The organism is Herpetosiphon geysericola, assembly GCF_001306135.1.
In the GTDB taxonomy this organism is placed as follows: Bacteria; Chloroflexota; Chloroflexia; order Chloroflexales; family Herpetosiphonaceae; genus Herpetosiphon; species Herpetosiphon geysericola.
Window position 1 is genome coordinate 35879 of record NZ_LGKP01000027.1, and the last position, 13095, is coordinate 48973.

13 protein-coding genes and 1 tRNA gene are annotated in these 13095 nt (G+C 50.2%); 7 read left to right on the forward strand and 7 right to left on the reverse strand.

Features of this window, described 5'->3' with window-relative positions; translation table 11 throughout:
* Positions 1 to 130: 130 nt before the first annotated feature.
* Both SE18_RS19000 and SE18_RS19005 read right to left on the reverse strand, forming a co-directional pair.
* Positions 131 to 1204, reverse strand: coding sequence for a dipeptide epimerase (locus tag SE18_RS19000; protein ID WP_054536050.1), 1074 nt, complete (start codon positions 1202 to 1204; stop codon positions 131 to 133).
* Between the two features lie 125 nt (positions 1205 to 1329).
* A tRNA-Cys gene (locus SE18_RS19005) sits at positions 1330 to 1404 on the reverse strand.
* A 139-nt stretch (positions 1405 to 1543) separates the two neighbouring features.
* Here SE18_RS19005 and SE18_RS26905 point away from each other — a divergent pair.
* Together SE18_RS26905 and SE18_RS19015 are read left to right on the forward strand one after the other, a co-directional pair.
* A complete protein-coding gene (locus SE18_RS26905) occupies positions 1544 to 2116 on the forward strand; it encodes a PspC domain-containing protein (protein ID WP_083470019.1) in 573 nt (190 codons plus the stop codon).
* Positions 2117 to 2273: 157 nt separating this feature from the next.
* A complete protein-coding gene (locus tag SE18_RS19015) occupies positions 2274 to 2690 on the forward strand; it encodes a hypothetical protein (RefSeq protein ID WP_054536051.1) in 417 nt (138 codons plus the stop codon).
* A gap of 162 nt (positions 2691 to 2852) precedes the next feature.
* On the opposite strand, the gene SE18_RS27580 is transcribed toward SE18_RS19015, so the two are convergent.
* The 3 genes from SE18_RS27580 to SE18_RS19025 form a co-directional block, all read right to left on the reverse strand.
* The gene (locus SE18_RS27580; RefSeq protein ID WP_160319527.1) at positions 2853 to 2999 is read right to left on the reverse strand and encodes a hypothetical protein; all 147 of its coding nucleotides are present in this window, start codon (positions 2997 to 2999) and stop codon (positions 2853 to 2855) included.
* 73 nt (positions 3000 to 3072) lie between these two features.
* Positions 3073 to 4860, reverse strand: a complete 1788-nt coding sequence (locus SE18_RS19020; protein ID WP_054536052.1) for a putative bifunctional diguanylate cyclase/phosphodiesterase — start codon at positions 4858 to 4860, stop codon at positions 3073 to 3075.
* 166 nt (positions 4861 to 5026) lie between these two features.
* Entirely contained in the window at positions 5027 to 6151 is a 1125-nt protein-coding gene (locus tag SE18_RS19025; protein ID WP_054536053.1) for an SPL family radical SAM protein, read from the reverse strand.
* 234 nt (positions 6152 to 6385) lie between these two features.
* On the opposite strand from SE18_RS19025, the gene SE18_RS19030 reads away from it, so the two are divergent.
* From SE18_RS19030 to SE18_RS19050, 5 genes are all read left to right on the forward strand, one after another.
* Entirely contained in the window at positions 6386 to 6856 is a 471-nt protein-coding gene (locus SE18_RS19030) for a hypothetical protein (RefSeq protein ID WP_054536054.1), read from the forward strand.
* Positions 6837 to 8480: a HAMP domain-containing sensor histidine kinase gene (locus SE18_RS19035; protein WP_054536055.1), complete on the forward strand. Its 1644-nt coding sequence runs from the start codon at positions 6837 to 6839 to the stop codon at positions 8478 to 8480. Before SE18_RS19030 ends, SE18_RS19035 begins: the two co-directional genes overlap by 20 nt.
* A 19-nt stretch (positions 8481 to 8499) precedes the next feature.
* Entirely contained in the window at positions 8500 to 9159 is a 660-nt protein-coding gene (locus SE18_RS19040) for a response regulator (RefSeq protein ID WP_054536056.1), read from the forward strand.
* A gap of 64 nt (positions 9160 to 9223) precedes the next feature.
* Positions 9224 to 10186, forward strand: a complete 963-nt coding sequence (locus SE18_RS19045) for an ABC transporter ATP-binding protein (RefSeq protein ID WP_054536057.1) — start codon at positions 9224 to 9226, stop codon at positions 10184 to 10186.
* 2 nt (positions 10187 to 10188) lie between these two features.
* Complete coding sequence (locus tag SE18_RS19050) at positions 10189 to 11028, forward strand: ABC transporter permease subunit (protein ID WP_054536058.1); 840 nt, start codon at positions 10189 to 10191, stop codon at positions 11026 to 11028.
* 54 nt (positions 11029 to 11082) lie between these two features.
* On the opposite strand, the gene SE18_RS19055 is transcribed toward SE18_RS19050, so the two are convergent.
* Positions 11083 to 12087 carry a homoserine dehydrogenase family protein gene (locus SE18_RS19055; protein ID WP_054536059.1) on the reverse strand — a complete coding sequence of 335 codons (1005 nt, stop codon included), beginning with the start codon at positions 12085 to 12087 and terminating at the stop codon, positions 11083 to 11085.
* Between the two features lie 95 nt (positions 12088 to 12182).
* On the reverse strand, positions 12183 to 13049 hold the full coding sequence (locus SE18_RS19060; protein ID WP_054536060.1) for a polyphosphate kinase 2 family protein: 867 nt from the start codon (positions 13047 to 13049) through the stop codon (positions 12183 to 12185).
* Between the last annotated feature and the right edge of the window lie 46 nt (positions 13050 to 13095).

Here is a 13095-nt window from a genome sequence, read left to right on the forward strand (position 1 = left end):
CCCATTAGAATGAGCAATTTATCTACGCCATTTACGTGGTTTCCTTACAGCAAGTCTAGTGCAACGAAGCTTAAAAAGCTAGCCCAAAATGCCCAAAATCCTGAGCATTGGGTAGTTGCAGAGGGCTGAGTTAGGCCAAATCGACGCCATGGCCAGCGACAGCGGGTAAGGTTAAGCGTCCGCCAGCTTGTTCAAAGCCCCCAACAAACGGGTGCTCAGCAATAAACAGCGGCGTATCCAAATCGACAAACTGGAAATTGCCATTGCCAGCTGCCAAATTGGCCGAGAAGCTCATGGCCAAAATGCTTTCGACCATCCCGCCAATCATCAAGCCTAAACCTGCGGCCTCAGCAATCGCAATCATGTTCAAGGCTTCGGCCACGCCAGCCTTCATCAATTTAATATTAATCACCGTGGCAGTGCCTTCGCGAGCAATTCGCAGCACGTCGCTGGCAGAGCGCGCCGATTCGTCGGCGGCGATTGCAATGCCCGCCTGAGCGCTAAGCTTGGCCATTCCAGCCCAATCCTCACGCGGCAACGGTTGCTCAAAAAGAGTCAGCGGAATCGTCTCGGCCTTGCAGGCAGCACAAAAAGCTAAGGCTCGCTCCAGATTGTAGCCGCAATTGCCATCAACAATTAATGGTGCATGTGGCGCAGCTTGGTGAATTGCCCGCACTCGCGCCAAATCGTAGCCAACATGCTCGCCAGCAGTTTTAACCTTAATCACGTTAATTCCACGAGCAACAATCGCTTTGGCCGAAGCTGCTGCATGGGCTTCATCGCCAGCAGTAATTGTCATATCAGTTTCGAGCTGCTGGCTCATACCGCCAAAAAAGATGTGCAGCGGCACCTTGTAATGGCGGGTTAAGGCATCAAGCATGGCCATTTCGAGGCCACAACGGGCCGCAGCCGCCTCGTGATCGAGCTGATTGAGCATTAACGCCAACTTTCGCCATGCCCGTACATCTGCACCAAGCAAGCTTGCTTGCAAGGCTTGCACAGCAATAAGGGTGCTCGCTTGAGTTTCGCCGCTGACCGCCGGAAAAGGAGCTGCCTCGCCTAAGCCAAGCGTGCCATCGGCTAATTCGATTTTGATTAAGACATTGGCAGCAACTGCTTGGCTGCCGCTGGCAATAGCAAAAGGCTCGGTCAAGGGCAAATTAATCGCTTCAGCGCTGATCGTGCGAATCGTCGTTGCTAGCATAGCGGTGCTCCTATCCTACAAGTTTATTGCTTGTATTATAGCGGCGCTTCGCCCGCAAACCGAACTATTTAAAGCAACTAAAACACCAAACGCTGGTTGATGTATTCAACCAGCGTTTGATCGTTTGGAGGCGACAATGGGATTCGAACCCATGGATCGCGGTTTTGCAGACCACTGCCTTACCACTTGGCTATGTCGCCAACAGGCGGGATTATACCACAGCATCAGCTTCACTGCAAGAATGATGAAACTGGTTGGAATCTCGCTGCAACAATTCAAAATAGCCCAGCGTCCTAGCTACCAGATAATCAAACAATTGCTTTTGAAGGAGCTACACCAATGACTACGCAAGTTTCCAACCGTTTGACCCGCAGCGCTACCGACCGCCGTTTTGCTGGCGTTTGTGGTGGGATTGCAGAATATTTGGCCATCGATTCAATCTGGGTTCGTTTAGCTTTCGTCTTCTTAGTTTGGACTGGGATTAGCATTTTGCTCTACCCATTGTTGTGGTTCATTATGCCTCGCGGCGCAGTGAGCTACTTGGCTCAATCAGGCCAAGTTATCCAACAACCAATCAACTATCAAGTTGCCCAAAGCGTTGGGGTTCAACCAAGCGTCAATGCTCGCTTCGACCCAATGACTGGCCAAGCAATCAAAGCTGAACCATATCGCTTCGACCCAGTGACTGGTCAACCAGTTGGTCAAAGCATTCCAGTTAGCAACCTTTCAACTCCAGTTGCCACGGTTAGCCCAGATGTGATCAAAGCTCGCCGCAACTTGTGGCTCAAGAGCGCCTTGGTTATCGGTGGCGCCTTGTTCCTGAGCAGCATCTTGGTCGACATCGCTCCAGTGCTGATTCCAGTTGGCTTGGTCGTTGCAGGCGTGTGGTTGATTCGCAACAACAAAATCTAATTCAAACACCCTAACCGCCCTTGGTGCTTCGCACTGAGGGCGGTTTTTTGTTGTTCATACATGGCAACGATTGAATGCTTGACGCAGCTAGGCTATGCTATGATAGCATTCAGCACAGTGCTTTCGACTTTCTTGTGTTTTGGAGGATCACCGACTCATGTCCAGTTTTCTGCTAAACGCTCACTCTGGTTGGCGTTGGATTGTTATGTTGGCGATTGTGGTTGCCGTTGGCTATGGTTTGTGGGGTTGGCTCACCAAACAATCATGGAACGACACCGCGCGCAAAATTATGTTGTTCACCACAATTGCAATTGATATTCAGTTGCTGCTTGGCTTAGCCTTGTATGTTGTCAACAAATCGTGGAGCCAACTCAATCCTGCGACGGTGCGCTTTGAACACCCAACAGTGATGGTACTGGCCTTGGGATTGGCCCATGTGGTTAATACCAAAGTCAAACGCGGCGAAATTCCAGCCGCCCGCTATCGCTTGATGGCGCTCGGCACAATTGCAGTTTTGGTGTTAATTGTGGTTGGGATTATGCGCTTGCCAGGCAATCGTTTGTTCGGCATGTAGTAATCCACAAAGAACCATTAAAACCAATGCCCTGCCGAGTGTGCCAACTCAGCAGGGCTTTTTTGTACGTTTAGCTAATTTATCAAATGCAATACGGCAAAAATCATACTCATCGCAAGTGAAGCCTACGCTAATTTTTTATACAGCGCAGAACCGTCATAGCTAGCTTGCAAGCCTAATAGAACAAAAAAGCCACCCAAAACCTGCTTGTAACCAGCCATCTTCAGCACTAAATGCAGCCATCAAACTAATAATCCAGTTAAGCCCACCAGCAACGACCGCGAGTATGCGTGTTTCATTGGTTTGCATAAAGCATCGCTCATTCACCAAAGTATATTCAAATCCAATCAATTCTATGCTACGAGCCACATTGCCGCATGGTTCAGAGGCTCAGGGGGTGGCTGTGCAGCCACGAGCTAATGTCTGGCGCAGTCAGCGGGCGGCTAAAATGATAGCCTTGGCCATAATCACAGCCCAAATCGCGCAAAGTTGCCGCTTCTTCGATAGTTTCGATGCCTTCGGCAATCACATTCATGGCCAATTGCTGCGAAAGCATGATAATTGCGCGCACAATTTCGACGTTGCGACTGCCACCGCTCATAGCATTGATAAATGAGCGATCAACTTTGAGCGTATCTAAGGGGAAATGGTGTAAATAGCTCAATGACGAATAGCCAGTACCAAAATCATCAATCGCCAGCTTTACACCTAAATCTTTGATTGCATCCAATTGCGCCCGCGCCGATTCCAAGCCATGAATCACCATGCTTTCGGTAATTTCCAACTCCAATTGGGCTGGGGCAATCCCCGTGCGTTGAATAATCTCGCCAAGGGTTTGAATCAGCATGGGGCTGGCCAATTGACGCGCCGACAAATTGACCGAAAGCACTTGTAAGCCAGAGCGTGAATGATCAGCTTGCCAAGCCAAAAATTGCCGACACGCAGTTTCGAGCGCCCAAAAGCCAATCGGCACAATTAAGCCGCTTTCCTCGGCCAAAGGAATAAAGTCGTTGGGCAAAATCATGCCACGCTGAGGGTGATGCCAACGCAACAAAGCTTCAACGCCAACCATCTGGCCAGTTGGCAAGGCCGTAATTGGCTGATAATGCAAAATCAATTCGTGGCGCTCCAAGGCTCCACGCAAATCAATTTCCAGTTGCCAACGCTCGGTTAGCGCCGCATGCAAAGCCCGATCAAACAAAAAGATTTGGCCAATGCCAGCAGTTTTGGCCTGATACATCGCCGTATCTGCTTCGCGCAAGAGAGTTTCGGCCTGGGCTTGACCATCGCCAAGGGTTACCCCAATGCCGAGCGAGGTATAAATTGGTTTATCGGCCAACAGCATGGGCTGGCTAAATTGCTCTTGAATACGTTGAGCATGCTCCAGCGCTTGCTGGGCATGCTGAACCTGAGCCAGCACCACGACAAATTCATCGCCGCCCAAACGAGCAGCCAAATCTGCTGGGCCAAGCGTTGCTTGCAGGCGTTGGGCAATCGTTTGCAGCGCCTGATCGCCCACATCGTAGCCCAAGGCATCATTGACCGCGCTAAATCGATCGACCTCGACGAACAACACCGCAAACTGCTGTTGATCAAGCTGGCGCTGAGCAATGAGGCGTTGTAGTTGAACGACCAAGCTGTGGCGATTGGGCAAGCCAGTCAGCCAATCGATTGTTGGTGGCGTTCGATCAAGCGCAACTGCGTTAAGCTCGCGGCAACTGATAATCCAATAGCGCCCAACTTGATGCCAGCACGATTCTAAAGGTTGCCATGAGCCATCGGCATGGCGATAGCGCAAGGGTTGCCATTGAATATGGCTGGTTGGCTGATGCAGGGCTTGCTGAAAATGGTGGTATGAATCGGGATGCAAAAGTTGGGCGAATGCTGTGCCATTGAGTGATAAATCGGAGTAGCCAAGCTGTTGGTTCAGGGTTGGGCTGATTGAAACAAGCCTGGAATGCTGATCGATGATCAGGGTTTGTTGACTCTGCGGCCAGTGCCATAAGCTCAATTGGCTGCTAATTTGCAGCGCAGTGCGCCGACGCAGCCAACGCCAGCAAACCCAAACCCCCAACCAGCATACGAGGCCGATCAAGATCAATTCGGTTGGCAAGAAGGCCGCTTGGACAGTCGAATCGGGCAATCGGATGGTGGGTGTTTGAACACTCATGACACCTGCGTGAATCAGCCTAAACCTGCGGTCAGGGCAAATTTAGACATTGGGAACTCAGAGAATTACATCCTACCTGAGTTCGTAGCTTTGTCGAGTAGGAGTTTTCCAACTTCTACAGGCGGTTTTTTGCTCACCGTATGCACTCTAATTGCCCCTTCATGGTTCACTCGTTACTGGGAGGAACAGGGGAATCAGGGCTACGAACTTTGTCGAGAATTTGGTCGAGCCGTTCGCGGCTATCGCTAATTTTCAGCACTTCGCGGAGCATTGGCCACAACGGGCTAACCGCGAGCGCTGGTTCATCGGCCTTGCCATTAAACACCGCTTCGGCCAAATTGGAATGGCGGCTGGCCAACAATTCACGGCCTTTGATTTGATCGATAAAGGCTTGGTGTTTGAGCATCAAAGCTGCAACATTATTCGGTGATAAATGGTCGCGATACAGCGCTAATGGCGCCCGTGGGTTCAGATCCATTTCTTCAAAACGACCCAAAATATCGCGGTGCATTTCGCGGCGATACTCAAGGCTGGGCTGCATCTCTTTGCCATACAATTCGCGATAATAGGAAGCGGGATAATTGCCCAAGCGCGAAAGCAGGTCGGCCATGCGTTGGCGATGGCGTTCGTTTGGCTGCCACAAATATTCCCAAAGCACAAAATCTGGCTGCACATTGGCAATCGCATTCAAGGTCATTGGCAATTGGCGATCAGTATCAGTCAAATAGGGAATGACTGGCAACATTGCCACGCCGGTGGGAATTCCTGCCCGTTTGAGCGTATTCAGCGCTTCTAAACGAGCAGAAGGCGGGGCCACTTTGCCCTCTAATTTTTCTGAAAGCAAGGGATCGATGGTGGGAATGCTCATCACCACAATCGCCAAGCCCTGCTCATTCATGCGTTGCAAAAGAGTCAAATCATCCATCACAGCCAAACTTTTGGTCAAAATCAAGACTGGTTGTTTGGCAACCTGGCACGCCTGCAACATCTGGCGGGTCAGGCGATAGGTTTTTTCTGCAGGTTGATAGGCATCGCCAAGGCTAAATGCCACAAGATCACCGCGCGAAATTGTGCTCAATTGCTCTGCAAAGCGGTCGGGCAAATCCACATTAGCGCGGATAACCTCGTTGAATGGCCGCTGACTGAACGACCAGCCATCGCAATAGGCACACCCAAATTCGCAGCCCACATATGGACCAACTTGATAGGTCGAGAGAAAAAATTCATTAATTGTAGGGCGACGAGGTGCAAGCGCTGGCCCACCAGGCCGCTCTTCAACATAATAGGCCATTAGTCGACTCCATGGTGTAGTTATTCTTGCGCATTATACCCAAACTTTGGCCATGTGAATTGCAGTTGCTCGGGCCAGCAACTCGTGGAGCGTAACCTGCTCATGGCGTGGCTCGTACTAAAGGACGAGGGCACGTTGCAGATTTTACAGCTCAAGTTCGCCCCTGATTCGGATGTACAATCCAAATCACTGATTTATAGTAGATATTAGGCAGTATGCTGATTGGAGAATCCAATGCTTCAAGCGCGATATAGTTCTTGGACTGGGCGAAAACTTGAAATTCATAGCCCTTATCACGCCCCATTCGAGGTTGAATTTAGGGGTTGGCGCAACACTGTCCAATGGCAAATTGGCGCGAATTTCTATAGTCTTGAAAATCCAAAAGGCAAGGGCTATCCCATTACGATCACAATCAATGGGCAAGAATTAATGCGAATTGAGCGCTTTGGGTTTTGGAAACCAATTCTCGAAGGCCACTATGCAAACCAACCGTTACGCTTTGAACGGCCATCGGCCTGGAAAAGTACCTATCAGGTGTATTTGAATTATCAGATTGTTGGCGAAGTTAAAACCGAAGGTTTTTGGAATCGGGCTATGATTGCTAATTTTCATGATTCACAGCCTTTTGATTTGCAACTTGGCTGTTTATTATTTGCAATAACGACCTGGCGACGTGAGGCGGCGAGTGCAGCAGCAGCATCGTAAATTAAGCTTACGCCAACGCTTGCGCCAACGGTTTGGCACGCTACGCTGGAAACTCACATGGTCATATGTGTGGATCAGCGTAGCGCTGACCTTGTTGATCAATACCTTAGCGTTTCTTGTTGTCATGGGCGCTGCACCCCCGCTCAATGCACCTACCCTCCTCAGCGCAGCCCAAAATCATGCTGCCGAATTTAGCACGTTGCTGCAAGAGCCAACCGATTCGCGCACAATTCAACAAATCTTGCGCTATCGTTTTGGTTCGTTACGTGGTCAGTTTTTGCAAAATAATCTGGAATTGGCAATTAGCAATACGGTTAATAATACGCCCAGCGATCTTGCGCAAGAGCTTATTTTGATGCCTGCCGAGGCCTTTACCCCAGAGGCAACCAATGATTTCAGCCAAAGTTATCATTTGCTGCTGCTCGATGCCAAGGGCACGGTGCTTGGCGGCACGTTTCCCAGCTATAGCCCTGCTAGCCAACCATGGAACGATTCGGTAGTTGGTAATGATCGGCGGGTTGTGCAGGCAGCACTGGCTGGCAGCGACGAGATTGATCAACTGACTTGGACGTATGACAAATATTTAGTGATTGCAACGCCAATCCGCGACCAAGCCAACCAGGTTATTGGCGCATTGTATGTTCGTTCGCGGTCCCTTAGCCAAAATCAAGCGATTGTTGCCTTGCTGATGGTTATTATTTTTATGATTAGTTCGGTTGTTTCGCTGATTGCCAATGCACTGATTGGGATGGTCTATGGCTGGTTTGTGGCGCGTAATTTTGTGCGCCGCTTGGTGCAGCTTACCAAAGCCACCGATAGTTTGGCCACTGGCAACTTGAGTGTACGGGTCAACGACACGGCGAGTGATGAAATTGGCCAATTAGCCCGCCGCTTTGATAGCATGGCCCAAGAGCTTGAATCGAATGTCAAAATGTTACGCCAACTTGCCGATCGTAATGCGGCCTTGGTGGAGCAAGCAGGCCAATTAGCAATTGTCGAGGAGCGCAATCGGCTTGCCCGCGATTTGCACGATAGCGTCAGCCAAGAGCTATTTAGCGTAACGATGTTGGCGGCGGCAGCGCGCAATTTATTGCCAGCCCAGCCAGATAAAGCCCGCAGCCAAGTTGAACAACTCAGCCAAATGGCCCAACGGGCCTTGCACGAAACCAGAGGCTTGATCTTCGCCCTGCGGCCAGCAGCGCTTGGCGATCAAGGGTTAGTTCCAGCCTTACGGCAACTCGTCGAAGAGGCTGCTCGACGCCAAGGGCTGCAAATTCAGCTCAACATCAACGGCGAACGGCGCATTCCCTTAGATCACGAGCAAGCGTTATACCGAATCTGTCAAGAAGCGTTGGCTAACATTACCAAGCATAGCGGGGTTAATAGCGCCAGCGTTAACCTCGAATACGAGGCCCAGCACACCATTTTAGAAGTGAGCGACCGTGGCCGTGGCTTTGATGTGCAGCAGCCACGCAACTCGCACTCGCTTGGCTTAATTAGCATTCAGGAGCGTGCCAATGCAGTTGGCGGCACAGTCGAAGTAACCGCCGCTCCGGGCCAAGGTACAAGCCTGCGCATCGTTGTACCACGCAGCCAAACCGGGCTTCTGGTGGAGCCACGTTAATAGCACGAAGGGACGGAGCATGCACGAGCAAATACGGGTTGTTTTAGTTGATGATCATGTGGTGGTACGGGTTGGCTTGCGCGCCTTCTTGGATACCCAGCCCGACATTGAGATTGTGGGCGAGGCCGCTTCTGGCGAGGAAGGCGTTCAGGTTGTCAGCCACGTTTTGCCCGACGTGGTGTTGATGGATTTGCTGATGCCTGGTATCGACGGCGTGGAAGCAACCCGCCAAGTGCGTGGCGCCTCGCCATCGACCCAAGTAATTGTGCTCACATCGTATAGCGAAGATGAGCGGATTTTTCCGGCAATCAAGGCAGGGGCGCTCTCGTATTTGCTCAAAGATGTTGGGCCTGATGCCTTGGTCGCGGCCATTCGGGCAGCGCGACGCGGAGAAGCGACCTTGCATCCAATGGTTGCCTCGCGCTTAATGACCGAACTCACCAGCTCGCGACGCTCGCCATTGGATACCCTAACCGAACGCGAACGCGAGGTATTGACGTGCATTGCCCGTGGCATGAGCAATGCTGAAATTGCCGATCATTTGGTCATTGGCGAGCGTACGGTTAAAACTCACGTCAGCAATATTTTATCCAAGTTACATTTGCAAGATCGGACTCAAGCGGCAATCATGGCCTTGCGTGAACGCCTTGTTCCGCTTGATGATGAACAAAATAAATAATAACTGCAACATTTAGCCCAATGTTAACGTTATACTAACATCGCAGCCTATAGAGGAGCATTCTATGAGTGGAATCGCAATTACCGCTGAAGGATTGACGAAAGTCTATAAAAATGTCCCAGCAGTTAATAATTTAAGTTTATATATTCCAGAAGGTACGATTTATGGTTTCTTAGGCCCTAATGGTGCAGGTAAAACCACCACTATCCGTATGTTATTGGGGCTCATCCGACCAACAGCGGGCAAAGCAACAGTTTTCGGTCATGATATTTTACATGCTCGCCAAAACATTGCACCATATGTTGGAGCAATTGTTGAATCGCCAGCATTTTATACATTTATGTCGGGTTTAGAAAATTTACGTCTTTTAGCCCGCTCTGGTGGTCATGATTTACCCCAAGCCCGCTTTGATGAATTAATTGAATTTGTGGGTTTGCGTGGCCGCGAAAAAGATAAAGTTAAAACCTATTCGTTGGGGATGAAGCAACGGCTTGGCGTGGCAGCAACTCTGCTCAACGACCCCAAACTGGTGTTTCTCGATGAGCCAACCAACGGGCTTGACCCTGCTGGAACGGTCGAAATGCGCAATTTGATTTTGCGCATGGGCCAAGAAGGCCGTACGGTTTTCCTTTCGAGCCACTTGTTGTTTGAAGTAGAACAAGTTTGCTCGAATGTGGCAATTATTCAAAAAGGTGTAACGATCAAACAAGGTCGGGTACGCGATTTGCTGGCTGCTGAAGGCGGCCCAGGCTATGCAATCGAGGCTGCGCCATTTGAAAAAGCCATGGCGATTTTGCAAGAAATTCCCGAATTAAAAGCCACCAGCTTTGACCAACACTGGATTAATATCAACGCCGAACCGCAGGATGTGCCACAAGTGATGCGCAAATTGGTGCAAGCTGATGTTGATGTGTTCCAAGTGGTGGTGCGCCAACGCTCGCTCGAATCGTTGTTCTTGGAAATTACTGGTAACGGTGGCGCAGCTGCGCAACAACCGTTGGCTGAAGTTGTGGTAGGGGGTCGCTAATAATGTGGAATTTATTTCGCGCTGAATGGACGAAAACCTATAAACGTCCAGCCAATATTGGCTTGTTTCTCGTTACCTTAGGTATTATTTTGCTCGGTTTTTTGGGCATGGTTGGGATATCCTTGTACGAAGGTATGGATAGCCAATTTGCTGAACAAATTCGTCAACTAACCTTGTTTCCCACGAGCTTACAAGTACCATTAATTGTGCTGAGCCAACTTGGCTCGATTTTAGCAATTGTCTTTATGAGCAACAGCATTGGCGCTGAATACACCAATGATACGTGGAAAGTGCTGCTGCCACGCCGCGCGCGCCGCAGTGATTTCATCATTATCAAAGTTGTGATCTGTTTGTTGTTTATGACCTTATTGATTGCCATTTCGCTGATTTTTGCTGCACTCTTAGGGGTGCTTGTTAATTTGATCGTTGGTGGTGATATCAGCAATCTGGAGCAATTTTCAGCTTCAGAGCTGTTCAAATCGCTGGTGCCAATTTTTATGCAGTTGATCGTCTTTTCATCAATTACCCTCTTGGTAACCATGGCCAGCCGCTCAACGATTATGGGGATTGTGTTTGGGATTGTTGGGAATACTATATTTAGTGTTGCCGCAAGTCTTTCCAAATTAGCTGCCAAAATTCTCCCTAATTTACACATTAGCAATCTTGAAGCCAATTGGTTATATGATGGTGAGCAAAAAACTGAAGTCATTAAAAGAATCGATATGGCTTTTGGCACCCCGATTTCGCTAACAACCAGCCTTATCGTAGTGGGAGCCTATATCTTTGGCTCAATTATTATCGGCTTAGTGCTGTTTCAACGGCGGGATATGGCGGGGCAATAGCTTGTAGCTCTCAAGAGGGTTTGGGCCGTGGTCTTCATTGACCACGGTCTTTTTTTAGCACAAGGCCAAGAGGTCGAACAACACTGCCGAGGCGGTTACTTCAACTCCAGCGCCAGGTCCGCGTACCACGAGCGGTCGCTCTTGATAACGCTTGGTCGTCCACGCCACCAGATTATCGGGGCCTTTGAGCGAGCCAAGTGGACTATCGTTGGCGACTGCTTGCAAACCAATGCGCGCGCCATCAGGCGTAATCGAGGCCACATAGCGCAAGGTTTGGCCTTGGGCTACGGCCTCTGCTTGACGTTGGGCATAGCCAGCATCAAGTTGCTCAAGCTGGGCCATAAATTCAGCAATGCTTAAATCTGCAAACTCAGCAGGGTACAATGGCTCAATCGCAATATCGCTCAAGTTCCATTGATAGCCCAACGTTCGCGCCAAAATCAAGGCTTTGCGTGCAACATCAACTCCGCCCAAATCATCACGCGGATCTGGTTCAGTCCATCCCAAGGCTTTGGCCTCGCGCACGGCGCTTGAATAGGGCTTGCCTTGTTCAATCGACGAGAGCAAAAAACCCAAGGTGCCACTCAAACAACCTTCGATCCGTTGCACCTGATCGCCACTATCACGCAGTAAATTGGTGGTGACGACAATTGGCAATCCTGCGCCAACCGTGGCTTCATAGCGGGTGCGGCGCTCGCCAACCAAGGCTTGAAACAGGTTTAAGTCGTCGCACAACGGTTTTTTGTTGGCCAAGGCTAAGCGCTGGCCTTGGGCTACTAATTCAACCAATTGGGCGGCGTTGGCTTCAGCGGTGGTATCGGCCACCAAACAGCCAGCAGGCAAGGCGGCTCGCCAATCGCCGCTGGTTCCTTCTGGCAAGCTGGCCAAAGTTGTGCCTTGAGCTTTGGCAGCGGCCACCGCCAACCAACGTTCGTTGCTCAACGGCCCTACGACATAGCCAGAACGATCAGCCACCAAGGCAAGCGTAAAATGGGGCAATGCTTGGGCTAGCACCGCCCGCCCGACTCCACCAAAGCCATAAATTGCTAAATTGTGCATTGTTAGCGTCCTTATCTGATGTGTCGGGCTGTATTGTACGGGCTAGCTAACGATTTCGGCAACATTTTGGATCAAGCTTGACGCAAATCCGCTTGTTAGTCGGCTTTACGCTGCTTTTTGAGCAATTTACGCACTTTTTCTTCTTCAGCAATCACTGCTTCAACTGCTTTGCTTGCAAGTTTGCCTGCATCGACCAAGGCATAGGCTCCCGACCGATCGAGCACCAACACATTGTCGTCGTCGAACTCGAAGGGCATATCGGCAACCAGCATTTCAACCACAGCCTTGAGAATCGCAATCCGTGCCCAACGTTTGTCGTTGGCGGCAATCACCTGCCATGGCGCGGTTTCGCTTGAGGTGCGGGCCAACATTTCGTCGGTGGCAATTGCATATTCTGGCCATTTCTCGCGATTGCGCCAATCTTCTTCGGTTAATTTCCAGGTTTTAAGTGGATCTTGTTCGCGGTCGCGAAAGCGTTTTTCTTGCTCCTCGCTAGAAATATGCAGGAAAAATTTCAAAATTGAGGTTCGATCGTTATGTAAAATCCGTTCAAAATCGTTGATTTCGCCATAGGCTTGGCTCCACTCGCGCATGGTCGCAAAGCCCTCAACCCGCTCAACGAGTACACGACCATACCACGAACGATCAAACAGCACCATCTGGCCATCGCGGGGCATGCGGTTCCAGAAGCGCCAAAGATAGTTGTGGGCGCGTTCTTCGGGCGTGGGGGCAGCAATTGGATGCACCACAAAACCGCGTGGATCGAGCGCTTCGGTCAGGCGTTTGATTGCGCCGCCTTTGCCGCTAGCATCCCACCCTTCAAAGACTAACACCATCCGATGGCCAATCTGGGTTACGGCGCGTTGCAAGCGCAACATTTTAAATTGTAATTCTTCAAGCTGGCGCTCGTAGGATTTTTTGCCCAAATGCAGCGATAAATCAACTTGGTCAAGCATTGACATGAAACGCTCCTTTAAATGCAAAACGCCCCGCAACTACGGAGCGTTG

What these genes read in the sequence shown, in the direction of transcription:
- SE18_RS19020 (WP_054536052.1), bottom strand. Translation starts at nt 4,860, where the DNA reads ATGAGTGTTCAAACACCCACCATCCGATTGCCCGATTCGACTGTCCAA.
- SE18_RS19050 (WP_054536058.1), top strand. Translation starts at nt 10,189, where the DNA reads ATGTGGAATTTATTTCGCGCTGAATGGACGAAAACCTATAAACGTCCA.
- SE18_RS19055 (WP_054536059.1), bottom strand. Translation starts at nt 12,087, where the DNA reads ATGCACAATTTAGCAATTTATGGCTTTGGTGGAGTCGGGCGGGCGGTG.
- SE18_RS19000 (WP_054536050.1), bottom strand. Translation starts at nt 1,204, where the DNA reads ATGCTAGCAACGACGATTCGCACGATCAGCGCTGAAGCGATTAATTTG.
- SE18_RS19060 (WP_054536060.1), bottom strand. Translation starts at nt 13,049, where the DNA reads ATGTCAATGCTTGACCAAGTTGATTTATCGCTGCATTTGGGCAAAAAA.
- SE18_RS19015 (WP_054536051.1), top strand. Translation starts at nt 2,274, where the DNA reads ATGTCCAGTTTTCTGCTAAACGCTCACTCTGGTTGGCGTTGGATTGTT.
- SE18_RS19025 (WP_054536053.1), bottom strand. Translation starts at nt 6,151, where the DNA reads ATGGCCTATTATGTTGAAGAGCGGCCTGGTGGGCCAGCGCTTGCACCT.
- SE18_RS26905 (WP_083470019.1), top strand. Translation starts at nt 1,544, where the DNA reads ATGACTACGCAAGTTTCCAACCGTTTGACCCGCAGCGCTACCGACCGC.
- SE18_RS19040 (WP_054536056.1), top strand. Translation starts at nt 8,500, where the DNA reads ATGCACGAGCAAATACGGGTTGTTTTAGTTGATGATCATGTGGTGGTA.
- SE18_RS27580 (WP_160319527.1), bottom strand. Translation starts at nt 2,999, where the DNA reads ATGCAAACCAATGAAACACGCATACTCGCGGTCGTTGCTGGTGGGCTT.
- SE18_RS19045 (WP_054536057.1), top strand. Translation starts at nt 9,224, where the DNA reads ATGAGTGGAATCGCAATTACCGCTGAAGGATTGACGAAAGTCTATAAA.
- SE18_RS19030 (WP_054536054.1), top strand. Translation starts at nt 6,386, where the DNA reads ATGCTTCAAGCGCGATATAGTTCTTGGACTGGGCGAAAACTTGAAATT.